This is a genomic window from Bacillus sp. UNC438CL73TsuS30, from assembly GCF_000482325.1.
Lineage (GTDB): Bacteria > Bacillota > Bacilli > Bacillales > Cytobacillaceae > Neobacillus.
Genome location: NZ_KI535296.1, coordinates 94102 through 119324, shown reverse-complemented (window position 1 = coordinate 119324; position 25223 = coordinate 94102). Strand labels below are relative to the sequence as shown.

Genomic DNA, 25223 nt, shown 5'->3' with positions numbered 1-25223 from the left:
TTTATTTATTCTTTGCTGAACGTTGACGAAGGACATCTACATAAACAGCAGCAATAATGACTAGCCCGATAATGGCCATTTGTAGGTCTGAAGATACATTTAATAGATTCAACCCGTTTCTTAATACTGCAATAATCATAGCACCAATGAGTGTTCCCCACACATTCCCAACGCCGCCGAAAAAGCTTGCCCCACCGATAATAACTGCAGCGATTGCATCTAATTCATACCCTAATCCTGCCAGCGGAAACGCAGAATTGACACGTCCAACCATGACCAAACCTGCTAAACCGGACATTAAACCACTTAATGTATAAACGATTACCAGAATTTTATTGACATTGATGCCAGAAAGACGGGCTGCTTCCTTATTTCCGCCGATGGCATAAATATAACGGCCTGTTGCTGTTCTGGTTAAAAAGAAGTGAAAGGCAACATAAGTCAGAAGAACGAGTATGAAGCTAACGGGAAGCGGACCAAGAGTCTCGCTCCCAACAAATTGAATCACTAAGGGAAACCCTGCAATCGGTGCTGCTCCTGTGATAATGAGCGCGATCCCGCGGGCAACATTCATCGTTCCGAGTGTAGAGATAAATGGGTGGGGAAGACGAAGTTTCGTTAAAATAATTCCGTTTAACCATCCTACGAAGGCACCGACTCCCAAACAAATAAGAATGCCGAAGAAGGGATTCATCTGTCCATTTACGACCGCCACACCCATAACCATAATGGAAATCGCTAATATAGATCCCACAGACAGATCAATTCCTGCTGTTAAAATCGGCAAGAGCATCCCGACACCCAATAAAGCATTAATGGAAGATTGACTTGCAATATTCATGATATTATTAATTGTTAGGAATTGGCTGTTCAATAATGTAAGGATAAGAATTAACAAGATTAAACCAATCAAAGCTCCAAATTTACTTAGAAGACTCTTCGGTAATTTGCTTGCAACCGATTTTTTCTCCACTATTATTTCCGACATCTTATATCCCTCCTGTAGCGGCTTTCATGATTCTCTCTTGATTAGCATCTTCCCTTAGGAAATCGGCCGTGATTTTTCCTTCACTCATAACTAGAATCCGATCACAAATTCCTAAAATCTCGGGTAATTCGGAAGAAATAATGATAACAACCGATCCATTTTTCACTAACGAATTGATCAATCGATACACTTCTACTTTCGCACCAACATCAATGCCTCGGGTAGGTTCATCAAAAATAAACACCTTTGCCTCTGTCGAAAGCCATTTTGCAATAACCACTTTTTGTTGGTTTCCGCCGCTTAGTTTTCTTGCAAGTTTCTCTATGTCATTAGGGCGAACTTTTAACTCTCGAATGTAATCGGACGAGGCTTTTTTCAATTGATCTTGCTGGATAAAAACACCCTTTTTAAATTTTTTCAGGCTGGCAATCGTCATATTGAAATTCAAGGTTTGATCTAAAATCAATCCCTCGCCTTTACGATCTTCGGTAATAAAAGCCAGGCCTGCCTGAATAGCATCTTTTGGTGATTTAATTTTCACTTCTTGTCCAAAGACATAGACCTTTCCTGATTGGATTGGATCAACTCCAAAAACCCCCCTTGCCAATTCCGTTCGACCTGCTCCAACTAATCCAGATATCCCTAAGATTTGACCCTGATAGGCTGTAAAGCTGATCCCTGCGCCAGATCCTTTCAAATAAAGATTTTCTACATGCAAAGCTTCTTTTCCCAATTGAAAGGTTTCTTTCGGGTATTTATCTTCTAGTGTTCTTCCCACCATCAATTGAATCATTTTTTCTGTGCTGGTCTCTTTTACCGGCAGCGTCTCAATCTTGGTACCATCCCGCAAAATGGTTATTCGATCCCCTATTCGCTTAAGTTCCTCTAATTTATGTGATATGTAAACAATCGCAATCCCTTGTTTTCGCAATTCCTCTACGGTTCTTAACAACTGTTCTGCTTCCGATGCACTAAGACTGGACGTGGGCTCATCCATAATAATCAATTTGGCATCAATGGTCAGCGCTTTTGCTATTTCAACTAATTGCTGCTGGCCGATACCTAAGGAGGAGACCTTTACATCTGGTGATATATCTTGACCCAATACCCTTAAATATTTTACGGCTTTCTTTCTCATTTCTTTATGATTTAAAAAAGGAAGCTTGGCACCTGTTTTTAATTCCCGTCCGAGAAACATGTTTTCATATACCGTTAGTTCAGGAATTAAGTTCAACTCCTGATATATCGTTGCAATTCCCAGGTCCATCGCATCGGAGGGCCCGTTTATTTCTACCTTTTTTCCCTCCCAGTATATTTCCCCTACATCTTTCGAGTAGGCCCCCGTCATGATTTTGATTAAGGTTGATTTTCCAGCACCGTTTTCACCCAAAAGTATATGGACTTCCCCAGGTTGAATGTCAAGATTGATATTTTTAAGGACTGGAATGCCCGAAAAACCTTTGCTGATACCCTTAAGCTCCAATAAACTATTATGTTTTTGCATTCACATCCCCCTCGTAATTTTTGAATTTAATAACTTCGCGCTGATTGTTTTAATATGTTAAGCTACTTATTGTAAATCACTAGATGAAGCGGGTGCATGCTTGTCGATGAATATTTTTATTATCCATTTCACTCATGACACCATCGGCTTCATTTGCAACCTACCTTCTATTATTTGCCAAGAATTTGTTTTAAGTTATTTTCAAATTCTACAACATTATCTTTGGTTATTACCTTTGTTCCGGAATCGATTCGTTTATCAACTGCTTCCTTTTTCATTGCTTTAACCGCTGCTTCTACCCCTAAGTAACCAATCTTATAAGGGTCCTGAGCAATTGAGGCTGTCATGTCCCCAGCTTTAATCGAATCCAAGGCATTGGAGGAACCATTAAATCCAACCACAAATGCTTTTGAATGTTCGGATTTTAACGCGCGTAAAGCACCTAGTGCCATTTCATCACTTGTACCATATACCGCTTTTATATCAGGCTGCGTTTGTAAAATATTTTCCATTACGGAAAGTGCTTTATTCCGGTCACTATCTGCGGGCTGCACCGAAGCAATATTTATACCAGCTGCTTTCAAAGCTTCCTCAGCTCCGTTTGTTCGCTCGTCATGGGTGTTATCCCCTAGAGATCCACGAATAATCGCCACTTTATCCCCCTTTTGAAGTTTGCTGGCAATGAATTTTCCTGCTTGCTTCCCCGCCTCGAAATTCCCCGTTCCTACAAAGGAAACCTTGTCTGGAAAACTAGCATCTGAATCGATGAGAACAAGAGGGATATTTGCTTGTTTTGCTTTTTGAAAAGCCGGCAATACGGTCGCAGGTTGACTAGGGGCGACTGCTAAAGCGCTTACTTTTTTGGTAATGTCATCTTCTATCATCGATACCTGCTGAATGACTTGTGTCTCATCGGCTGGGCCGGCTACTTCAACATCAACACCGTATTTTTTCCCAGCGGCTTCTGCACCAGCCTGCATAATTTTCCAATACTCATCATTTAGTGCTTTGAAAACAACCCCCACTTTTGGTTTTCCTTGTGAAGATGAAGTAGCTGAATCCTTTTGGTTCGATGATGCAGATCCGTTCGTTGTACTTCCGCATCCAGATGCTAAAGCACCAAATAAAAGAACCGGAATCATTGCTTTCATATACTTTTTCATGTTTCTTCCCCCTAATATTATGTTTTTCACAAAACTTTATTTTCTTAATTATTGATAGCTTAATTGGAAATAATGAGGAACATAATGTATTTCTTTGAGGACTATTTAACTATGATAAAACTTAGTAGTATTGCACAAAAAATTTATAATATTATGAATTTAATAGGCGTAAAAAAACGATTATTTAAATTTAGATTATAGAGGACCTGTCAATCAGGCCCTCTAGCATCAGCCCAATTCAATTGTTTTTAAGTATTCTCTCGTTCTTTTGGCAATTGGGAATGGCTTCTCTAAAGGAGCAGGATACATATCCTGTTCAACGATCGCCCAACCGGAAAAGTCAATATCTTCTAAAACTTTAACGAAAGCTTTCATATCCACCACACCAAGCTCAGGCTCGCACATGATATCCTCACTCACAGCTTTCGCAAAGGACCAGCCTTCTTCTTGCATCTTTTCTCTGACTTGTAGGTCACAGCTTTTCAAGTGAAGATAAGGAATTCGTTTATAGTGTTTTTTCATAAAGGCAACTGGGTCCCCGTCCGCATACGCATGATGCCCTGTGTCCAGGCAGAGATTAATATCCGTATCATTTAAGAGTCTTTCAATTTGCTCTTCTGTTTCAATATGGCTTTGGGCATGAGGGTGAAACACGACATCCAAACCATAATTTAATTTCGCATGGTCGCGAATTTTGGTAATATTGCTTAAAAACTTGTCCCATTCCTGACCATTTAAGAATTGCGGTCTTACCAATTCACCGGAAAAAAGATCGGTGTAGCAATCATCAATCAAAACTACATACTTTGCATTTTCAAATCGTAATTGAAGCGGTGCCATCTCATCCAGTAAAGCAATCAATTCCTCTGTTCTACTGTCGGATGTAAGATCTCCCACAAGGGTTGTTGCAGTTAACTCTAAATTTCTTTTTTCAAGTTCTTCTTTTAATCTATCGTAATCATTTGGAAGGTATCCCCAAGGACCAAGTTCAATTCCTGCATATCCTGCTTCAGCCATTTCGTCCATACATCTTTCCCAAGGTGTCTGTTTTTCATTTTCCGGAAACCATACTCCCCAAGAATCTGGCGCTGTACCAATTCTGACTTTCATATTCTCTCTCCTCTATTTAAATGACTTCTAGTGCTTTCTCTTCTACTTCTATCCATTTTTTCTCTGCGGCAGATTTCAAGATAGCATCAACAGTTCTGTCAATTTTCCAGCCAAATTCAAAATCACATGCGTATGGTTTAAATTCTGTAATCGCTGAAAGTAGTTCATGCGCCTCTAAAACTTTCATATCATTGTATCCGATTGCAATCCCGGATGCAGGGTAGAAGGCGGAGTAGCCCTTATGATCAGGTCCAAGAAATACATTTCTAAAACCTCTATCTTCACTGTTATCGGATGTAAAGTAGACATTCACTTCATTCATTCTTTCCAGCGAATAGTAGACTGTACCCTCAGTACCCTGAATTTCAAATGTTAGATAGTTTTTACGACCTGTTGCAACACGGCTTGCTCCAATCGTGCCTACTGCCCCATTTTCGTATTCGGCAAGAATCGTGATCAAGTCATCATTTTCTACATTCGCAAGTTCTGATGAACCAGCTTGTTTTGGTCTTTTCGGGATTACAATCTTTGATAAGGCGTTTACACTTGTGATATCACCAAGGATAAACTGGGAAATGCTAAGAAGGTGCGAACCAAGATCACCAAGTGCACCGCTTCCAGAATGTTTATTAATGTGGCGCCATGTGATTGGTAGTGTTGGATCAAGCAGCCCATCCTGATCATAAGTTCCGGAGAACCTCATAATTTTACCTAGTTTACCAGAAGAAACAAGTTCCTTGATATAAGCATTTGCCGGATTCATGACATTGTTATAACCGACATAATTCACGACGCCCTTTAGCTTGGCAAGGTCTGCTAATTCTTTTGACTGCTCTGCTGAAAGAGTTAATGGTTTTTCACAATACACATGTTTTCCGTTTTCTAAAGCTGCTTTTGCCACTTCATAGTGGAAAGCGTTCGGTGTGGCAATATCCACAACATCAACATTTTGATCCGTAACAACCTCTTGCCAACTCTCAACCCATCTGGAAAATCCCAGCTTCTCGCTCGCCACCTTGGCCGCCTCAACATTTACATCTGCGACAACTTCAAAAACAGGTTTTCCAGATTCAGGTCCAAAAAGCATTAAGGCGTTTAAAAATGCGTTGGTATGAGCTTTTCCCATCCATCCAGCCCCTACAAGTCCTATTCTAATCTCTTTCATACATTCCACTCCTTTTTAAATTACTTTTATTTATTGCTTTCTGCTCTTTCATTTTATTATTATTAATATATAAATACATTAAGCGATATTGCTCATCTACTTAAGAATATTGCTTTTTATATTAAATAAGGAAAGCGTTTTCGTTTTTAGGTAAAAAATATGCTAGATTAATAGAATTCTTTAGTCGAGTTGAAGGTGAACCTATGAAGATTATTGAAAAAGGTGTGTTACAACGATCTGAAATTTTTTTCCATATTCCCAGTGAATTTGCGAAGAAGGCCCTCTACTGTTTACACGATTCCGGCCTTTTCTACTGTAACGATAAATATATCGTGGAAAGAGATCATTACAATAACTTTCTAATCATGTTAATTAGAAGAGGTTCCATGACCATCAGGTATAGAGGCCAGGAATTTCATGCTCCAAAAAACACTTTAGTATTTCTCGATTGCCACGAATCTCATACATACCTGGCAAATGAAAATGCCCTCTTTGAATGGTTTCATTTTTCAGGGATTTCTAGTCAGCATTATTTTGATCTGCTGTTTGAAAAAAGCGGCTGCATTTTTTCAGTTGAGAATAATTTCGTTATTCCAGAATGCATGGGGCAAATTCTCCATATGGCAGAGAAGGGGAATATTAATGAGCATTTTATATCTATGAACATTCATAAAATTATGTACGAGTTGAACGAAGTCTCCAATGAATCAACCGATATTCAAGAAAAAATCATCCTGCAAGCCATTGCCTATATTGAAAGTCATTTTAATCAGGAGATCAATCTAAAGGAGTTGGCTTATTATGTCAATTTAACTCCATTCCATTTTTCTCGTGTATTTAAAAAATATACCGGTTACTCACCATATGAATACGTCATTAACTTTCGGATAAACTATGCCAAAAAATTACTTCAGAACACCAATCATTCTATTAAGGAGATTTCTATTTCATCAGGATTCAATAGTGATACCCACTTTATAACAACATTTAAAAAGCATACGAACCTAACACCAAAACAGTTTAGGGAAATTCAATTCTAGAAAACAACTTTATTCTGAAAAGTTGTTAAATAGTTATAAAAAAAAATCACTTCATATTCGAAGTGATTTTTAAGCTTGACTATTCAGATAATTTAATCCAGTTTAGCTCCTATACGGTCTTAAAATTTTCCTCTATTTGTTCTAATGACAGCCCTCTTGTTTCAGGTAGGTATTTTGCTATAAAAACTATACCCAAAATTCCAAACACAGCGAATATGAAAAATGTTCCTGATAGTCCAATTCCATTTAAAAGAACAGGAAAGAATAGCCCTACTAAAAAATTGCAAAGCCATAAAAACAAAACAGCCATCCCCATACCCATTCCACGTAAACGGGCAGGAAATATTTCGGATAATGTAAGCCAAGTCATAGGGCCGATCGCTCCTTGGAAGAAAGCTAAATATAGTACTGTCATGGAAAGCACTACATATGGTAACAATGGAGATCCGGAAAGTTTTAAAGTTGCTATTCCAATCGTAATAAGTGCAATGGTTGCACCCATTAGACCTGTAAGAAACATTGTGCGTCTATTTACTTTGTGCATAATAGACATACCGAAAATCACGGCAATAACAGATATTACTCCGTTTGCTACATTTCCAATCAATGCTGTTTTTGTTCCAAAACCAGAATTTTGTAGTATTTGTGTCCCATAGTACATGATAGAGTTTATACCTACTAATTGCGATATGGCTCCAATCCCTATTCCAAGAATCATAATACGTCGGATCCAAGGAATTCCTAAATCTTTAAATTTTACTTTTTGGATTTTTTTCTGTTCTGAAATATGTGCTTTTATTTCACGTAATTCTTGTTCAGCAATATCTTCATTACGAATTTGTTTTAGTATTCTTAGTGCGTCACCCATTCTTCCTTTGGATGCTAACCAACGAGGGCTTTCAGGTAAAATAAGGACTCCAAGCCACAGTGCCACAGCTGGTAATGTCGCAACTACTAACATATAACGCCACACATGTCCCGCATCTCCATATACACTTCCAATAATTGCATTGAATACGTAAGCAAGAAACTGTCCAGTAACAATCATTAATTCATTTTGAGTAACCAGCCTGCCACGGCGTTCCGAAGGTGACATTTCAGCAAGATAAGATGGAACAATTACAGAGGCACCGCCGACAGCAAGTCCTAATAGAAAACGGAAAAATACTATTATTGTCGTATTTGGAGATATGACACAACCACATGTTGAAAAGAAAAATAAAATCGCAAGATACATAATGGCTTTCCGATGCCCTTTATTATCCGATAGGCGTCCACCAAATATGGAACCAAAAGCAGCACCTAATACTAAAGAACTTGCAACTAAACCTTCAGTAAAAGGAGTAAGGTTTAATTGATCAGGCTTAGCCATAAATGGAAGTGCGCCATTAATTACCCCTGTATCATAACCGAATAACAACCCCCCAAAAGTTGAAACAGTAGTAACTATCTTCAAAAACTTTTTGGGGTCCTTTTTATTAGCCTGTTCCAGTTCAACTGCATTACTAGCAACCCTAACATTTTCCATATATATTTTCCCCTTTGTATTAATAACTTAGTTATAAGCAAAGCGGTCTTCCTATTATGGCTGTTATCAAATATGATTGTATCTTCTAGTAGGATGGACCAGTAGGAGTTCCTCTTTAAAGATTTCTTATTTTGCATTTTAAGCGGTTACATTTCCTCGCTGCCAAATACACTTTCATGCAACCGCTTTACTTTTTTGATAATCTTACTCACACAATCCTCTCCTTTTTGTCATAACTATTATTTTTTGCTTTCTACTATTTCATTTTAATACAATAAAAACACAAATTCATTAAGTGATATTGCTTATTTACTTAACAATATTGCTTTAGGGAAAGCATCTTCTATGAAACAAATTAGAAGTACATATTCAAAAATCTGAATAAAAAATAAGACCGTTACTTTTTAAGGTAATGGTCTTTTGAAACATTATTATTAGTCCACTTATTTTAATTGGCTACGAAATCATGAAAATCATCTCCACCTAAATCTTGCATGGATCTGCAAAAAATAATCTTACTTACAGGATACTAGAAAAATAGGCAGTATCGCCATAGCGAACTGCCTATCAAGATTCCAATTCTAAATTCAATATATATTAATTAGATAAGGTTACCTTTTCAGATGGTGATTGAACCGTAATCAACTCACCGGTTTCAAACGATTCTTTGCAAGCATACCCCAAAGCTGTTGATAATACTCCATCCTCCACCGTTACACTTGGCTTTCTGTTTTCCCGGATACATGCGATAAACTCTTCTGCCTCACTTAAATAAGCTTGTTCGAAACGCTCCAAAAACCCATCAGAACATTCCTTTACAGCGCCTGTTTCGTCAAAAACGGTTACCTGATTCTTTTCCGGAACAGTTCCAATTCTTAACGTACCTTTTGTACCAATAATCTCTGTTTCAATATGGTAGCCATGCGCACAATTACGGCTGGCTACAAAAATCCCCATCTTATTATTTCCAAACTTCACCAACGCTGCACCTGTTTCTGCATCATTTAACTCTGCAATTTCAGGATAAGCATAGGCTCCGCCAATGGCCCACACTTGCTTAGCTTCAGAGTTTAGGTACCATCTAGCAAGGTCTAAATCATGAATAGCCATATCCAAGAACAACCCGCCGCTGTAATTATTCTTCGCAAATTGCATGAACCCATCGATCGCCTTTGCAGGATCAAGACCATAACAGCGAATGAGCAAGGGCTCGCCAATCTTGCCTTCTTCGATTTTCTTCTTCGCATAGGCATAGGACTTATCATATCTGCGCATGAAGCCTAGCATAAACACTTGATCCTTATGGTTATTTACAACCTCCTGTACACGCATTGCTTCATCTAAATATAATCCAAGTGGTTTTTCACTGAATACATGAAATCCAGCTTTTAAAGCTTTCTCAATTTGCTCACAATGGAAGCCCGATGGAGAGGCAATAAAGATTGCATCCAACTCTTTATTATTTAACATTTCATCGTAATTCGTATAGGCATAAGGAATATTCCATTCCTTTTGAACCTGTTCAACTTCCTCAGGGATCACACTACAAACTGCAGATAATTCACAATTTGGAATCCGAAATGCCAAATTCTCCGCATGTTGTCTCCCCAATCTTCCTAGACCGACAATCCCAACTTTAACCTTATCCATATTCTATCTCCACCTTTATTTAACTTTTTAGGAAAACGCTTACCTTAATTTCGATTATAAATACAAACAGACAGAAAAGTCAATATATTTAAAGTGCCATCATATGAGGAAAATACTGATAAGTAGAGGGATTTCTTCCTCGAAAAATTTCTTAATAAAAAATTGTTTAGGTAAACGTTTTCCTACTATTCAAGTTATAGTAACCCCTTACCCCCTCAATGGAAATTTAACCTCTCAAAAAAGCCTCCCGCTCCATAAACGTCCCTTTTTATAAAAAAAACCAAAGAAAACATTTCCTTTGGTTTAACTATTATATTTCTATTCCATTATCTATAGCTGCTTTGAAGGCACTCTTTCTTCTCCAGAAACTAATAAAAATAACCGCCACTAGTCCGATTACTGCAGCAAAATAAAACCCTGCTGCAAGCCCTAAATGAGAATTCAATATTCCTGCAAAGAAAGGCCCCGCAAAGATTCCAATAGCGTAAATGGCTTGATATGAACCCATCGCTGTAGCTCTTTTAGCATGGGGTATCGTTTCAATCGACATACCTAAAAGCAGCGGAAAAATAATCCCTAACGAAAACCCATTAAAGGCCTGTACAGCATAAAATAAGCCCTTTATATGAATAAACGGAACCACAAACGTGAAAATGGCCGCCAGCAAATAGGAAATTCTTAGCGTCTCCCATTTTCCAATCATTGGAACCAATAGATTTCCCATATAAAGAGTGGCCACAGCATGAGGAATCATAAACGATAGAATAACAAAGATTAAATCACTCGCTTTGAATCCAATATGTAGGGCATAAGCCGGGATAAACCCAAACATCGTTGAAAAAATAATGCTGTGGGCCAAGATCGATAAGGATGATGTCTTTAAAAGCATGGAATCCTTTAAAACAGAGGTCAAATCTTTCATTTGAATCGGCTCTCTTGCGATGCATTCCTTTGGTTCAAACACAAAAAAGGAAAGAATCACACCTATTACCGCAATTCCCGTACCCATCCAAAACGGTGCATACCAGCCCCGCTGAACAACAATATAACCGCTCAGCCCCATACCAAGAAGTTGGGCAAACACGACAATAAAGGAAATCATGCTCATCGCACGATGAACCTCTTTATCCGAAAAATAACTGGAATACAAGACGGTAAAAACAACCCACGATGCCGCAGCAATACCGGCAAGGCTACGGCCGATAAGGATCCAAACTAAATGATCGGTTACAGCAAAAATCAAACAACTTAAAGCACTAACTATCATCCCAAAAATAAGAAATAGTTTTCTTCTCTTTATAACATCCGAAAAGATTCCAATCGGTAACCGAAACAATAATTGCATCAAACCATAGCTGCCCAATACAATTCCAATAAACGTATATTTCCCCCCAATCGATTCCATATAGGGAGACAAAATCGGAACATAAATAAAATGAGAAAACCATAAAATAAACGAGACTGTTAAAAAAATGGTTTTATCTTTAATAGGATTAAAAGTTCGCAATTAACCACTTCCTGCCTTTTCAGTAAGATCCCCATTAATTGGCATGGCATAAATAAGAAAAGCTCAGTGCGAATTGAATAAGGACAAGGCACCCTCAAGGGCCTAGGCACTGGGGCTAGACAATCAACAATAAACCATGGACAAATGTTCATGGTTTCCGCATTTCGACTGAAATTTAATGTTTAAAACTATTCTTGTTCATCTGCAACCACAAGCTGAATTTTATTCATCGAGAAATATTCCTGATAATTCTCTCGCGGTAATTCATCGGTTACAACATAATCGATTTGGTCCAAGCGGCAATATGTCATTAGACCATATTTATCAAATTTATCTCGGTCCACTAATAAAAAGACCTGTGAGCTTCTCTCTATTGCAATGGTTTTCGTTTCACTTTCCAGTGGTGAGGCATTTGTGACTCCATTTGTTAACGATATACCAGTCGATGCCATGAATGCTTTATTGATATTATAGGATTGCAGTAAATTAAATGGTTTTAGGCTAATAAAAGAATTCGTTTTTCGTTCCAATGCGCCGCCGGTGGAAATTACATTTAAATTTTCATATGGAAGAGCATTAATCATAAAATCAAGATTGTTCGTTACAATTGTTAAATTTTTCGTTTTGATATACTCAATCATTTCTAATGTGGTTGTTCCGGAATCAATAAAAAGGACATCTCCATCTTCCACAAAGTCCGCTGCAGCTTTGGCAATCAACTCTTTTGACCCTTGATTGCGTGTTTTCCGATCATTAAATGAGACAAGTGCTTCCGCATTTACAGCTACTCCGCCATAAACCTTTTTAATTTCTCCAAGTTCAACTAATTCCTGAATATCACGTCGAATCGTATTTTTTGAAACATTAAATACACTGCATAATTCATCAAGAGAAGCATTTTGGTGTTCAAATATATAATCTTGGATCTGTTTAATTCGTTTTGTTTTAATCAATTCTTCCCACCTCCTCTTCCTTCTGTTTCCGTTCACGTAGTTAATTTTCACTATATATAAAAGGACGAATTCTATCAATATGGATGCCAAGCCGAGTAGACATGACATCCCCATTCGTTAAGCCTTTTGGTTTGATTTAAATAATCTAATCTTATCCTTGATAGTCTCCACTATCGCATCTTTACCTGGCGTTAGAATGGTCTTCGGATCATAAACCTTGCTGTCATTCTCCAAAAAGACACGGACTGCGTTCGTCCAAGCTTGGATGCATTCTGTATTTACATTAATTTTTGCATGACCAAGGGCAATCGCTTTCTCTATTTGATAATCAGGGATACCGGAACCCCCGTGCAACACAAGCGGAATACCAGTCATGTCAGAAATTTGCTCCATCTCGGCAAAACCTAGCTTTGGCTCTCCTTGATACGGACCATGAACAGAACCCAGTGCAGCTGCTAAAGCATCAATTTCCGCCTCTTTTACGATTCGCAGGCATTCATTTGGATCCGCATATTGGATTCCGCCAATTAAGCCGTCTTCATTCCCGCCGACAGTACCAACCTCTGCTTCCACCGTAACATTATGACGCTTTGCATACTCTACTACTTGCTTTGTCATTGCAATATTCTTATCAATTGGGAAGTGTGAACCATCAATCATGACAGAGGTAAATCCGGCATCAATCGCCTGTTTACAACTTTCCACACTTCTTCCATGATCCAAATGTAGGGCAACAGGAACTGTAATGTTCATTTGCATCATTTGCTCTTTCACCATTGCTGCAACCATCCGAAACCCGCCTAAATAATCGATAAGGCGATCGGATGCTGCTAAAATAACCGCTGACCGTTCTTCTTCCGCAGCTTGCAGTGTTGCCTGGATCCAGTGTAAGCCATTAATGTTAAATTGCCCAATAGCATATCCGCCTTCTCTAGCTTTAAAAAGCATCTCTTTCATCGGAACGAGAGAATGTTCTTTTACAGATACAGTTGTCATCAATCGTGCACCTCCCCTATTAAAAGTTCTTTTCACTTATTGTTCGAAGTTAAATTCTTTCAAAACCAATTTATCTGCAATATCCTTAGAAGCAGCGTAATGGTCGTAAAACCGATTAAATATATAATCCCTCTTCAATGGATCTTAGTGTTACATCATTTGACCACTCTGGTTTATCAGGGTAATCGAATACAGAATTTGTTACAATTCCATCAAATGGCAGGCATCCAAACTAAACGAATGATTTGGCAGGAGCGAGCAATTTTTCATCTATATAATTACGAGCAATAAGTGCATATTCTAATGGATGTGCAATAGATGGGTCTTGTTCCGCTTCTACGACAATCCACCCTTGATAGTTGTGACCTACCAACGTCTCGTATACTTTCTTAAAATCAATGAAGCCATCACCAGGTACGGTAAACATGCCGCTTAAAAATGATTGCATGAATGATTTTCCTTCTTCTTTACATTGATTAAGCACTTCTAGGCGAACATCTTTAAAATGAACATGCTTAATCCGGTCAAGATGTTTATTTAATAGTGTTAGATAATCGCCATCAGAGACGAAGATGTGGCCTGTATCATAAAGTAAATGAACATGGTTGGGATCCGTATTTTCCATGAGCCGATCAATTTCCTCTAGGGTTTGAACACCGGTTCCCATATGATGATGGAAGACGAGTTTTAAGTCATATTGTTGTGCTATTTTCCCAAGTTCATTTAGTCCTGCACACAATGTGTTCCATTCAACATCGGTAAAGTAAGGCTTTTCCGTGAAAACAATTTTTCCGGTCCCCTGGATACTGTAAGTTTGCTCTGAAACAACCGCAACGCTGGCTTGAACTTCTTTTAAATACTGACAATGCTTGTGAAAGCCTTTGGCTGCTTCTTCTACACCATCCCGAACAATGAAACTACTAAACCATTGTCCAGCAATTTTTAAATTTCGTAACTTCAGCTCTTTATTCAATACTTCAGCTTCCGGAAAAAATCCGCCGACTTCTGTTCCTTGAAAGCCTGCTACAACAATATCACTTAATAAATGAGATAAGGTGTTCCCTGCTCCAATTTCCGGAATATCATCATTCCGCCAGCCAATTGGTGCGATTCCCCATAGAATAGTTTGTTCCCCCATAAGATCCTTCTCCTCTTAATATTGTTTTGCTGTTTCTAGTTTCTGTTTTCGGGATTCATACGCTTGCTGAATACTTTCCTTATTAGAAACTTCGGCAACGCCCACATTCCACCAGCTGTCATAACCATCTGTCATCGTCTTTGGCAGCACTTTCAATTCGATCAAAGTAGAGCCATCTTGCTTCTTCGCATCTTCCACGGCCGCTTTCAATTCTTCCACTGTATTGGCACGATAAACTTTTGCACCATAACCTTCCGCTACTTTTGCATAATCAATATTTAAAATTTTGTTATCATGTGTTCTAAACTCACAGTTAAAGCTACCCATTCCATTACCCATTTGCAGATTATTAATACATCCCCATCCGGAATTATCAAATAGAAGAACATTAATTTTTTGATTATATTGGATGGCTGTGATAAGCTCCGAATGCATCATGAGAAAGCTTCCGTCCCCTACAAGGGAATAAACTTCTTTCGTTGGTTGTGCTAATTTAACCCCTAATGCACCCGAAACTTCATATCCCATACAAGAGTAACCGTATTCAAGATGATAGGTTTCCGGCACAGTTGGATTCCAGACTCGCTCAAGGTCTCCAGGAAGAGATCCGGCTGAACCAATAACAATACTATCCGAATCAACCGTGTCATTAATGGCGATTAAAGCTGTTGTTTGGGCAAGTTCCGTATTTAGTGCATCAGCATATTCATTTAACACTTCTTGTGTAAAATGATTTCTAATTTCAGGCTCAAAATTCTCACGATTGAAGGTCACTTTACTTAATCGCTCACGCTCCAATAACCATTCCTCTTTTAACTCTCCAATGATTGGACCAAATTCACTTTCATATCCATCTAACAATGGTGCCAATTGTTCTAATGTTGTTTTTGCGTCGGCCACTACCTGGAAGGCATCCAGTTTATAAGCCTGCAGGCGGCTAACGTTAATGTTTAAAAACTTGGCATTCTCAAAATCAAATGCGGTTTTAGATGAAGTAGCAAAATCTGTATATCTAGTACCAATTCCGATAACTAGATCTGCTTGACGTGCTGCTTTATTAGCTGCTAAGTTTCCTGTCACGCCCACGCCGCCTAAATTATTTTTAAACGTAAACTCGACCGTTGATTTACCGGCTTGGGTTTCGACTAAAGGAATATGGTGCTTTTCGGAAATCTTCATTAAAATCTCGCGTGCACCTGAATATCTTGCACCGCCGCCGACTAAAATTAGCGGCTTTTTGCTCGCCTTAATCAGTTCCGCTGCACCCGTTAATTCACGGTCTACAGGAGCTTTCCGGTCAAGGTAGTGAACACGTTTTTCGAAAAATTTCTCATCATAATCAAACGCTTCGCCTTCCACATCCTGTGAAATACAGATTGTTGCAGGACCTGCTTTACCTGGATCTGTCATGACTTCAAATGCACGAAGCAAGCTGGACATTAATTGTTCTGGACGTGTCACGCGATCCCAATATCTTGAAACGGGTTTAAGAGCATCATTGGTGGTCACGGCTGCACTATATTCTTGTTCGAATTGCTGCAGGACCGGATCCGGTTGTCTCGTTGCGAACGTATCTCCAGGGATGAGCAGCATCGGAATATTATTTGCAAGAGCAGTTGCTGCTGCTGTTACAAGGTTCGCGGAACCAGGACCTACGGAGGTGGTCACAGCATATATTTTTCGGCGGAGCATTTGTTTACCGTAAGCCATCGCGGCAAGGGCCATCCCTTGCTCATTTTTTCCTTGGATGACTTTTAAGTGTCCAGGATCTTGTTCAAGTGCCTGTCCCATGCCGAGGACATTTCCATGACCAAAAACAGCGAAAACACCCTCCACAAATGGATACTCTTGACCGTCTACATGTATATACTGTTGGTTTAAAAATTTGATTAAAGCTTGAGCGGTTGTTAATCTAATTTTCCCCACGGCTTATTTCACCTCAACCTTTTCCGTTCTTTCAGCAATTAATTGTTCGATTTCTGCTACGGTTGGCATCGCTTCAGATGAACTGTGCTTGCTGACAACAATCGCAGCCGATGCACTTCCATATTTCAAGGCCGTTTCAATTTCCTTGCCTGTTAGTAAGGCAAAAAGGAAAGCAGAGGCATAGGAATCACCAGCGCCAAATGTTTTTAACACTTTGGTCAGATAAGCTTGACCTTTAAAGGTTTCCCCTGATTTTGTATAGGCGTAAGATCCTTCGACACCATGCTTGATGACGATTAGTTCCGGAGAATGTTGGAATAAATAGTTGATCGTTTCTTCGTTGTTACCTTCTAGCTTGTTTTCAAGGACATCGTATTCATCACGGGTACCGATTACAATATCGGATTGCTCGGCGACAAATTGATAATAGACAGATGTCTCTTCAACGGATTCCCATGAATAAGGACGGTAATCTAACTCAAAAACAACCTTCACATCATTCTTTTTGGCAAGGCCTACTGCTTTTAATACTGCTTCACGCGACGGGCTTTTACATAGCGCTGTCCCGGAAACAAGCAGGATTTTTGCCTTTTTTATGTAATCTTCATTGACTTCGGAAGCTTTTAAATAAAGGTCCGCAACATTTTCGCGGTACATTAAAATGCTGCACTCTTCTGGACTTTTAATCTCTGTAAAAGCCAAACCGGTTTTATGACCTTCTTGGTCAACAACCATATTGGAGGTATCGATGCCGACACCGCGCATATAGCTTTCTATGAATCGGCCATGTTGATCATCGGCAAGCTTCCCGATGAAACCGGCTTTTAGGCCCAGTTTGGATGAACCAATCGCGATATTAGCAGGTGAACCGCCAACATATTTTGAAAACGTCATCGTTTCTTCCATTGGACGGTTGTATTCAACCGCGTTTAAATCGATGCAGGCGCGACCGATGGCAATGAGGTCGTACTCTTTTTCTTCATTAAATTGATATTTCATGTTCGAAAACAGCTCCTTACCGGTTTAAGATCCATTCGTGATCGGGGTCGTTGTGGAATTTCCAAATACGGGTTGGTCCAGCCATGACATTTAAATAGTAGGAAGTGTAGCCATCAGGAACACCTACTGGATGATAGCCTGCTGGTACAAGAACAACATCGCCATGTTCGACTGCCATGGTTTCATCTAGGGAACGGTCATCCGTATAAACTCGTTGGAAGACGAAACCTTGCTGCGGATTCATTTCATGGTAGTAGGTTTCTTCCAAAAATGATTCGAGAGGCAAGTTGTCCTGGTCATGTTTATGCGGCGGATAGCTCGACCAGTTTCCTGCTTCGGTATAAACCTCTACAACTAGTAAACTATTAGCAGATGGGTCGGAATCAGGTAAAATATTATGAACTAGGCGCTGATTGCTGAATTTGCCTCTATGTTCAATACCGTTATCTGAAGCTTTGATTAGCTTGGTTGGTAATTGTTTTTCTGATGGGGAATAACAGAGAACCACTCTAGCATCTGTCACTGCTTTTACCTCAAAGTTGCGATGGTTGGAGACGTAAACGCTGTCAGTCGGTTTCTTTTCAAAAACACTTTCGCGTGTGCCAAGGTTTTCAAATAATAGTTCGCCGTCCGTCACATCAATTTTTCCAGTTAGGGCAACAATACAGCATTCCTTATTTGCTAACTCTTCAGAATATTTAGCACCCGGAACGAGATCGACTACCTTAAATCCAACATATTCTAATGAAGAATTTTGTTCTGTCACATCGTGAACAATCGTAACTCCTGGTGCGGCTACATTTTTAATTGGTTTGCGAAGTAATTTGCTCATTTTGAGTACCTCTCATTTTCCTCATTCTAATCCAAACGTGATTGCGATTACATTATGAAAAGGATGGGAATGAACAGAACTCATACTGTTCATTCCATTTTAAAAGCCTACTTTTATTATTCGAATGTTGGTGCTTTATAGCGTGCAGTGACCACTTTTTTACGAGTAAAGAAGTCGACACTGTCTTTTCCGTTTGCATGTAATGTTCCAAAGAAAGAAGATTTCCATCCAGAGAATGGGAAGAACGCCATTGGTGCTGGTACACCTAAGTTCACACCAAGCATACCTGCGTCGATATTCTCACGGAAGTAGCGGATAGATGAAGCATTGGTTGAGAATATGCAAGCACCGTTCGCGAATTCTGATTGGTTCGCAATTTCCACTGCTTCTTTTAAGTTTTTCACGCGGACAAGAGATAATACTGGTGCAAAAATTTCATCCTTCCAGATGGTCATTTCAGTTGTTACATCTTCAAAAATAGTTGGTCCAACGAAGTAGCCTTCTTCTAGGACACGCTCACGTCCATCAAGTGCTAGTTTCGCTCCTTCTTCGACACCTTTTTCAATATAACCAATTGTACGTTTTTGGTTTTCTTCACGGATCACTGGTCCTAAGAAGATTCCATCATCTAAGCCATTACCCATTGTAAGTTCTTTTGATTTTTCAACTAGTTTTGCTACGAATGCATCGTAAATGCCATCTTCTACAGTTACAACAGAAGTTGCCATGCAGCGCTCGCCTGCTGACCCGAATGCTGAGCCGATAATATTCGTTACCGCATCATTAAGATCAGCATCATTTAGGACCGTAACATGGTTTTTCGCACCGGCTAAAACCTGAACACGTTTTAAGTTTTCGCTTGCACGCTTGTACACGTATTCACCGACAGGTTTAGAACCAACAAAGGAAATCGCTTTTACTTCTTTATTGTCCAGGATTTCGTTTACTACATCATGCGCGCCGTAAACTACGTTGAACACGCCTTTTGGAAGTCCTGCTTTTTCAAATAACTCAACGAACTTTTCTACTAAAAGCGGTGTTTTTTCAGATGGTTTTAAAATGAAGGCATTCCCCACTGCAATGGCCATTGGGAACATCCAGCATGGTACCATCATTGGGAAGTTGAATGGCGCGATTCCACCAACAACACCGATTGGGTAACGATAGTTAGTTGCTTCAATATCAGTTGCAATGTTTGTGAGCGAATCACCCATCATAAGCGTTGGAGCACCTGCAGCAAATTCAACATTTTCGATCCCGCGAAGAACTTCTCCTCTTGCTTCTGTTAGGGCTTTACCATTTTCGATTGTGATTAGACGCGCTAATTCTTCTGCGTTTTCTTGTAATAATTGATGGAAGTTAAATAAAACTCTTGCACGTTTTTGAACCGGAACGTCTTTCCATTGTTCGAATGCCTTTTTCGCAGCTTCGACAGCTAGTTCGACATCTTCCTTTGTGGAATGTGGTACTTGAGCCATTACTTCTTTTGTTGCTGGATTATAGACGTCTTCATATTTGGTTGTATTGCTTTCAACCCACTCACCGTTTATGTAGTTTTTAATGGTTCTTACTTTTGTAGCTACTTCAGTCATGATTTTTTCCTCCTCAAAAATTTCATTTAGTATCTATTAGTTAATGATTTAACCAATTTGGCAATCTCTTAATAACTTACCAACACAATCGAAGATGGTGACTCTTTTGTCTAGTTGTTGTAATGTTTTGGTTAAGTGTTGGTTATGTTTGATTCAATAATAAGCCTAAAAGCGTTTTCAGTCAATAATTATCTTTCATTATTTTTAATTATTTAAATTTGTCTGAATGTTAACTTAATCAAAAATAAAAAAGCGGCCGGCACGATACGAAAACTTCGCAAAGTGCCAGCCGCTTTAAAATGGATTTAGTTTTTTTCTGAACTGAGTTTTGCATATATTTCTAATAATTGCTGCCTATCCTGTTCGGTTAATCTTTCAAAAAGGTTTTTTCGCAGTATTTCCCCTTCTTTATTTGCCTTTTTTAGCATATCAATTCCTTTATCCGTAATTCCCAAATAAACAATCCTCCGATCGGACTCATCATTCAGTCGAATGGCCAAATTTTTTTGCACGATTTTTTCAGTTAAATGCGTCAGCGTCGGAGGGGTCAATCCCAATGCTTTAGCAATATCGGATGGACGACTTTTTCCATATTTCTTCAAGTGACCAAGTACAAGAATATGGGAGACACCGAGGTCTTCGTTAAACGTTTTATTCCATTGAATTATTAAATTATTTGTCACTTTATCCATTAAGTGAATTAACTCAAAAATAGTCTGTTCTGCCATTATGTATAACAACTTCCTTCTAATTTAAAGGTAAGAGCCCCTACTATCAACAGGGGCTCTCCATTATATTATTGTGCAGAAAATCCGCCGTCAATCACCAATTCTGCACCTGTAATATATGATGATTCATCAGAAGCTAAAAACAAAGCTGCATTTGCAATATCTTTTGGCTGCCCTAACCTTCTAAGCGGCGTTGCTTGAATGAGACGGCCAAGAAGTTCTTTTGAGGTACTTAAAGCTTGGGTCATCGGTGTTTCAATTATACCTGGAAATAGTGTATTAACACGGACTCCCTGGCTGCCAAAGGTTGTTGCCGCAGCTTTCGAAATCGCACGTACTGCCCCTTTTGAAGCTGAATAATGATTAAAACCCTGTCCAATTTGGGCTGTATAGGAAGAAATGTTTACAATGGAACCTTTTTTCTGTGCAGCCATGTAAGGTGCCACATGCTTCATTCCGGCAAATGGACCAAAGCCATTAATGGATAGCATTTTTTGCCAATCCTCAAAATTAATTTCCTGGTATGGTTTTTCTGAAGAAATCCCAGCATTGTTGACCAGAATATCAATTCTGCCAAAACGGTCGTTCACTTCTTTTGCCAATGCTTCCCAGTCGTCATCAGAAGCAACATTTAATTTCATCCCATATACGTTCTCTTTTTGGCTCGCTTTTTCAAGTGCTGCCTCATTAATATCCGCAGCGATGACAATGGCCCCTTCTTGGCTGAACAAGTCAACCATCTGTTCACCAATCCCGGAGGCTCCCCCTGTAATAATGGCCACTTTTTGATCTAATCTTCCCATTTTCAATTCTCCCCTAAGTTAAATTTTATGAAGCCAGCAAATCCAAATTGCCCATTTAGATTAGCCTTGGTTTTTTTTCATAAACTCTTCAAAATCCGAAATTGTTGGGTTGGCAATATAATGTCCGCCCTCTACTTGAATTGTCTGCCCAGTAATAAATTTAGATTCTTCTGATGCCAAGAATAAAACTGTATTTCCGATATCATCCGGTTCACCATGATAGGGTAGGGCATTATATTTCGCAAAAATATCCAATACAGCAGGTGGCATATTATTTTGGGCAGCAGGTGTTAATATTAAACCTGGTGCCACGGCATTACAGCGAATATGATGTTTTCCGTATTGTGCTGCAATATATCTTGTCAGATTGACAACACCAGCTTTTGATGCCCCATATGCTGCACGGATTGAATCGCCGAAAAAGCCTGCCATGGATGCTGTGTTAATAATCGAGCCGCCACCGGCTTTGATCATATGCGGAATGGCAAATCTGCTTCCAAGCAGCACACTTTTTAAATTCAGATTCATTAGTCGGTCCCATTCATCAAGATCCATGTTTACAACATCTAAATCCTTTTTCAAATTGGTTGCACCAACATTATTAAATAGAACAGATATCTTACCGTAGTGCTCAACCGTAAATTCAACTGCTTCTTTAATGGAAGTTTCATCACCGGCATCAAGAAAAATACATGCCGCCTCTCCGCCTTGGGCTTTGATCTTGTTTGCAGCTTCCTTTGCCCCATCAACATTGAAATCAGCAATGACAACTCTGGCCCCTTCCTTGGCCAATAATGTCGCTGAAGATAAACCTATTCCTGAGGCGCCGCCGGTTACCAGTGCCACCTTATCTTGTACTCTTCCCATTTTGGAAGCTCCTTTCACAAGTGTTTAGCGTAATTTTATTGAACCGCCGTCAACCATAAAGGTTTGACCGGTAATATAATCAGAATCACTGCTTGACAAGAAAACTGCTACTCTACCAATATCTTGTTCAGGATCTCCAAGCCGGCGGAGCGGAACTTTCTTAATCATCTCATCGTATAATTGTGGAGCACTCTCTCGCCATTGTTCAACACCTGGTGTAAGGGCGATAGGCGAAATCATGTTGACATTGATTCCTTCTGGGCCCCATTCATTTGCTGCCACGCGGGAAATAGCCCGAATGGCTTCTTTTGCCGCCGCATAGGACGTTTGGGTGACCTGTCCTTCAAGACCAGCACCAGATGCAAAGTTAATCACCTTCCCCCTTGATTTTTTCAATTCAGGGTAAGCTGCCTGCATGAAATGGAATGTCGGATAAAAGCCCGTTCCAAAAGACAAGTCTATAAGCTCCTGTGTGGTTTCAATAAATGGCGCCTGTCTCGATACATGCGCATTATTAACGATAATATCTAGCTTTCCAAATCTCTTAACCACTTCTTCTACGATTGTATATACGGTTTCTTTGACTGAAATATCCTTAATAAAAAGCATACCCTCTGTATATTGGTTTATCTCTTCAAGAGTTTGTTTTCCTTTTTCTTCATTCACATCGACAATGGCGATATGTGCCCCTTCCTTGGCCATAGCAAGAGCAATACCTCTTCCAATTCCTGAGGCGCTTCCGGTAACAATTGCAATTTTCCCTAGTAATCTCATTCGTATGACCTCTTTCCCTGAAAATATATTTAGATATCTAAATATTAGACATCTAAATTCTAGCAATATTTTTACTATCTTGCAACTATAATCCTTCGTAACAAAAAATGGCTAATATTGTTTCACTGCAGCAAATTCTTCGATTAACATAGGAACCACTTCAAATAAATCTCCCACAATCCCATAATCGGCTACTTGAAAAATATTTGCTTCCGGATCTTTATTAATCGCCACGATTATTTTTGAATTGGACATTCCCGCAAGATGCTGAATGGCACCAGAAATTCCGCAGGCAATATATAAATCGGGTGTTACCACCTTACCCGTTTGCCCGATTTGCAGGGAATAATCACAAAAATCAGCATCACATGCTCCGCGCGAGGCACCGACAGCCCCACCAAGAACTTGGGCCAATTCTTTTAAAGGTTCAAACCCCTCCTTACTTTTCACACCGCGTCCTCCAGCTACCACCACCTTGGCTTCGGAAAGATCTACACCTTTACTTGTTTTCCGGACTACCTCTTTAATTATCGTCCGTAAATCTTTTATTTGAGTGGATAAGATGGAAACCTCACCAGAGCGAGATTCATCCTTCAGTAACGGCTGAATATTATTAGGACGGATAGTTGCAAACACAAGGCCATCCGTAATCATTTTCTTTTCAAACGCTTTACCGGAATAAATTGGCCGGGTAAAGATAAGGTTTCCAGCTATTTCTTCTACCGCAGTGGCATCTGAGATGAGACCGGATTTTAACTTGCTTGCAATCCTTGGAGACAAGTCTTTACCTAGTGCGGTATGGCCGAAAAGAATGACGTCTGGATTTTCTTGTTCAATGACAGCAAATAAGGCTTGTGAAAAACCATCTGATGTATATTGTTTTAATTTTCCATCCTCTACCACCACGACCCGATCTGCTCCATATAGAATGAGCTCATTTGCTAGCGGCTGTACATTCTCACCCAGTAATACTCCAATTACCTCTCCGCCTTGAGAAGCAAGTTTTGCAGCCCCAATTGCCTCAAATGAAACATTTCTAAGTGTTCCGTCACGCACTTCTCCTAATACGAGAACCTTCCTGCTCATAAAAACAACCTCCTATTACCCTATTAAAATATTTTCTACTTTGAATGCTTTGGCATAAATTTAAATAACCTTTGCCTCGTTACGAAGTAATTGAAGTAACTCACTTACTTGCTCGTTCAATTCACCGGTTAACACTTTTCCGGCCTCTTTTTTTGCGGGCAAAAAGATCTCAATGGTTTTCGTTTTCGCCTCTACCTCATCTTCTTCTAGATCCAGGTCATCTAACTCCAGTTCCTCTAAGGGTTTTTTCTTTGCTTTCATGATTCCCGGCAAGGATGGGTAACGTGGTTCATTTAACCCTTGTTGAGCGGTCACCAATAAGGGCATTGTAGACTGAATGGTTTCAGAGTCCCCTTCGACATCTCTTATAACGGTGACCTGGTCACCGCTGATTTCCAGATTTGTAATCGTTGTGATATAAGGAATATTTAAGATTTCAGCTACGCGGGGACCAACCTGACCAGAACCGCCATCAATGGTTACATTTCCTGCAAAGATCAAATCTGCTTCCTTATCCTTCAGATATTCACTAATAATTTTTGCAGTTTTATAGGGATCCCCGTCTTCAAGATCCTCTACGTTAATTAAAATGGCTTGATCTGCCCCCATGGCCAGTGCCGTCCGAAGTTGTTTTTCTGCCTCTTCATTCCCAACGGTCACTACCGTCACTTCACCACCATGTGTTTCACGAACTTTTAGCGCTTCGTCAACCGCATATTCGTCATAGGGATTAATGATAAATTCTGCTCCCTCTTCATTGATTTTCCGCTTCAAGAGTGAAATTTTTTCCTCTGTATCAAACGTCCTTTTTAATAGCACATAAATATTCACAATCATTCCACCTTTATTGAATTTGCTTACTAAATCTATTAAA

The 25223-nt window shown here is 39.4% G+C and carries 22 protein-coding genes; 1 reads left to right on the top strand and 21 read right to left on the bottom strand.

All coding sequences use genetic code 11. The features are described from left to right. Position 1 precedes the first annotated feature (1 nt). From M028_RS0122315 to M028_RS0122290, 5 genes are all read right to left on the bottom strand, one after another. The gene (locus tag M028_RS0122315) at positions 2-988 is read right to left on the bottom strand and encodes an ABC transporter permease (RefSeq protein WP_035424538.1); all 987 of its coding nucleotides are present in this window, start codon (positions 986-988) and stop codon (positions 2-4) included. Between the two features lies 1 nt (position 989). Beyond that, positions 990-2492, bottom strand: coding sequence for a sugar ABC transporter ATP-binding protein (locus M028_RS0122310; protein WP_026575820.1), 1503 nt, complete (start codon positions 2490-2492; stop codon positions 990-992). Between the two features lie 170 nt (positions 2493-2662). After that, entirely contained in the window at positions 2663-3655 is a 993-nt protein-coding gene (locus M028_RS0122305; RefSeq protein ID WP_026575819.1) for a sugar ABC transporter substrate-binding protein, read from the bottom strand. 228 nt (positions 3656-3883) lie between these two features. Continuing rightward, positions 3884-4765 (bottom strand): sugar phosphate isomerase/epimerase family protein, encoded by an 882-nt coding sequence (locus tag M028_RS0122295; protein WP_026575818.1) that lies wholly within the window; start codon positions 4763-4765, stop codon positions 3884-3886. Between the two features lie 16 nt (positions 4766-4781). After that, complete coding sequence (locus tag M028_RS0122290) at positions 4782-5930, bottom strand: Gfo/Idh/MocA family protein (protein ID WP_026575817.1); 1149 nt, start codon at positions 5928-5930, stop codon at positions 4782-4784. A 203-nt stretch (positions 5931-6133) separates the two neighbouring features. On the opposite strand from M028_RS0122290, the gene M028_RS31615 reads away from it, so the two are divergent. Then, entirely contained in the window at positions 6134-6970 is an 837-nt protein-coding gene (locus M028_RS31615; RefSeq protein ID WP_026575816.1) for an AraC family transcriptional regulator, read from the top strand. A gap of 109 nt (positions 6971-7079) precedes the next feature. On the opposite strand, the gene M028_RS30800 is transcribed toward M028_RS31615, so the two are convergent. The 16 genes from M028_RS30800 to M028_RS0122205 all read right to left on the bottom strand — a co-directional run bounded on the left by M028_RS30800 (position 7080) and on the right by M028_RS0122205 (position 25180). Beyond that, on the bottom strand, positions 7080-8498 hold the full coding sequence (locus M028_RS30800; protein WP_081810851.1) for a sugar porter family MFS transporter: 1419 nt from the start codon (positions 8496-8498) through the stop codon (positions 7080-7082). Positions 8499-9095: 597 nt separating this feature from the next. Then, entirely contained in the window at positions 9096-10148 is a 1053-nt protein-coding gene (locus M028_RS0122275; RefSeq protein ID WP_026575815.1) for a Gfo/Idh/MocA family oxidoreductase, read from the bottom strand. Positions 10149-10458: 310 nt separating this feature from the next. Further along, complete coding sequence (locus M028_RS0122270) at positions 10459-11655, bottom strand: MFS transporter (protein WP_026575814.1); 1197 nt, start codon at positions 11653-11655, stop codon at positions 10459-10461. A 188-nt stretch (positions 11656-11843) separates the two neighbouring features. Then, positions 11844-12608 (bottom strand): DeoR/GlpR family DNA-binding transcription regulator, encoded by a 765-nt coding sequence (locus tag M028_RS0122265; RefSeq protein WP_026575813.1) that lies wholly within the window; start codon positions 12606-12608, stop codon positions 11844-11846. Between the two features lie 117 nt (positions 12609-12725). Beyond that, positions 12726-13604 carry a class II fructose-1,6-bisphosphate aldolase gene (gene fba / locus M028_RS0122260; protein WP_035424536.1) on the bottom strand — a complete coding sequence of 293 codons (879 nt, stop codon included), beginning with the start codon at positions 13602-13604 and terminating at the stop codon, positions 12726-12728. Positions 13605-13836: 232 nt separating this feature from the next. Then, positions 13837-14742, bottom strand: a complete 906-nt coding sequence (gene iolE / locus M028_RS0122255; RefSeq protein WP_026575811.1) for a myo-inosose-2 dehydratase — start codon at positions 14740-14742, stop codon at positions 13837-13839. 15 nt (positions 14743-14757) lie between these two features. Further along, entirely contained in the window at positions 14758-16668 is a 1911-nt protein-coding gene (gene iolD, locus M028_RS0122250; RefSeq protein WP_026575810.1) for a 3D-(3,5/4)-trihydroxycyclohexane-1,2-dione acylhydrolase (decyclizing), read from the bottom strand. Between the two features lie 3 nt (positions 16669-16671). Further along, positions 16672-17667, bottom strand: coding sequence for a 5-dehydro-2-deoxygluconokinase (iolC, locus tag M028_RS0122245; RefSeq protein ID WP_026575809.1), 996 nt, complete (start codon positions 17665-17667; stop codon positions 16672-16674). A gap of 16 nt (positions 17668-17683) precedes the next feature. Beyond that, on the bottom strand, positions 17684-18499 hold the full coding sequence (gene iolB, locus M028_RS0122240; RefSeq protein ID WP_026575808.1) for a 5-deoxy-glucuronate isomerase: 816 nt from the start codon (positions 18497-18499) through the stop codon (positions 17684-17686). Positions 18500-18615: 116 nt separating this feature from the next. After that, positions 18616-20091 carry a CoA-acylating methylmalonate-semialdehyde dehydrogenase gene (locus M028_RS0122235; RefSeq protein WP_026575807.1) on the bottom strand — a complete coding sequence of 492 codons (1476 nt, stop codon included), beginning with the start codon at positions 20089-20091 and terminating at the stop codon, positions 18616-18618. 305 nt (positions 20092-20396) lie between these two features. After that, positions 20397-20819, bottom strand: coding sequence for a MarR family winged helix-turn-helix transcriptional regulator (locus M028_RS0122230; protein WP_026575806.1), 423 nt, complete (start codon positions 20817-20819; stop codon positions 20397-20399). Between the two features lie 68 nt (positions 20820-20887). Further along, a complete protein-coding gene (locus M028_RS0122225) occupies positions 20888-21622 on the bottom strand; it encodes an SDR family NAD(P)-dependent oxidoreductase (RefSeq protein WP_026575805.1) in 735 nt (244 codons plus the stop codon). 60 nt (positions 21623-21682) lie between these two features. Further along, a complete protein-coding gene (locus M028_RS0122220; RefSeq protein ID WP_026575804.1) occupies positions 21683-22489 on the bottom strand; it encodes an SDR family NAD(P)-dependent oxidoreductase in 807 nt (268 codons plus the stop codon). 24 nt (positions 22490-22513) lie between these two features. Further along, a complete protein-coding gene (locus tag M028_RS0122215) occupies positions 22514-23263 on the bottom strand; it encodes an SDR family NAD(P)-dependent oxidoreductase (RefSeq protein ID WP_026575803.1) in 750 nt (249 codons plus the stop codon). Between the two features lie 111 nt (positions 23264-23374). Beyond that, entirely contained in the window at positions 23375-24349 is a 975-nt protein-coding gene (locus M028_RS0122210) for an electron transfer flavoprotein subunit alpha/FixB family protein (RefSeq protein WP_026575802.1), read from the bottom strand. A gap of 60 nt (positions 24350-24409) precedes the next feature. Continuing rightward, positions 24410-25180: an electron transfer flavoprotein subunit beta/FixA family protein gene (locus M028_RS0122205; protein WP_026575801.1), complete on the bottom strand. Its 771-nt coding sequence runs from the start codon at positions 25178-25180 to the stop codon at positions 24410-24412. Positions 25181-25223 lie beyond the last annotated feature (43 nt).

Excerpts from the sequence above, each read along its gene's own strand:
- M028_RS0122315 (WP_035424538.1), bottom strand. The coding sequence starts at position 988 with ATGTCGGAAATAATAGTGGAGAAAAAATCGGTTGCAAGCAAATTACCG.
- M028_RS0122310 (WP_026575820.1), bottom strand. The coding sequence starts at position 2,492 with ATGCAAAAACATAATAGTTTATTGGAGCTTAAGGGTATCAGCAAAGGT.
- M028_RS0122305 (WP_026575819.1), bottom strand. The coding sequence starts at position 3,655 with ATGAAAAAGTATATGAAAGCAATGATTCCGGTTCTTTTATTTGGTGCT.
- M028_RS0122295 (WP_026575818.1), bottom strand. The coding sequence starts at position 4,765 with ATGAAAGTCAGAATTGGTACAGCGCCAGATTCTTGGGGAGTATGGTTT.
- M028_RS0122290 (WP_026575817.1), bottom strand. The coding sequence starts at position 5,930 with ATGAAAGAGATTAGAATAGGACTTGTAGGGGCTGGATGGATGGGAAAA.
- M028_RS31615 (WP_026575816.1), top strand. The coding sequence starts at position 6,134 with ATGAAGATTATTGAAAAAGGTGTGTTACAACGATCTGAAATTTTTTTC.
- M028_RS30800 (WP_081810851.1), bottom strand. The coding sequence starts at position 8,498 with ATGGAAAATGTTAGGGTTGCTAGTAATGCAGTTGAACTGGAACAGGCT.
- M028_RS0122275 (WP_026575815.1), bottom strand. The coding sequence starts at position 10,148 with ATGGATAAGGTTAAAGTTGGGATTGTCGGTCTAGGAAGATTGGGGAGA.
- fba (WP_035424536.1), bottom strand. The coding sequence starts at position 13,604 with ATGACAACTGTATCTGTAAAAGAACATTCTCTCGTTCCGATGAAAGAG.
- iolE (WP_026575811.1), bottom strand. The coding sequence starts at position 14,742 with ATGGGGGAACAAACTATTCTATGGGGAATCGCACCAATTGGCTGGCGG.
- iolC (WP_026575809.1), bottom strand. The coding sequence starts at position 17,667 with ATGAAATATCAATTTAATGAAGAAAAAGAGTACGACCTCATTGCCATC.
- iolB (WP_026575808.1), bottom strand. The coding sequence starts at position 18,499 with ATGAGCAAATTACTTCGCAAACCAATTAAAAATGTAGCCGCACCAGGA.
- M028_RS0122235 (WP_026575807.1), bottom strand. The coding sequence starts at position 20,091 with ATGACTGAAGTAGCTACAAAAGTAAGAACCATTAAAAACTACATAAAC.
- M028_RS0122230 (WP_026575806.1), bottom strand. The coding sequence starts at position 20,819 with ATGGCAGAACAGACTATTTTTGAGTTAATTCACTTAATGGATAAAGTG.
- M028_RS0122225 (WP_026575805.1), bottom strand. The coding sequence starts at position 21,622 with ATGGGAAGATTAGATCAAAAAGTGGCCATTATTACAGGGGGAGCCTCC.
- M028_RS0122220 (WP_026575804.1), bottom strand. The coding sequence starts at position 22,489 with ATGGGAAGAGTACAAGATAAGGTGGCACTGGTAACCGGCGGCGCCTCA.
- M028_RS0122215 (WP_026575803.1), bottom strand. The coding sequence starts at position 23,263 with ATGAGATTACTAGGGAAAATTGCAATTGTTACCGGAAGCGCCTCAGGA.
- M028_RS0122210 (WP_026575802.1), bottom strand. The coding sequence starts at position 24,349 with ATGAGCAGGAAGGTTCTCGTATTAGGAGAAGTGCGTGACGGAACACTT.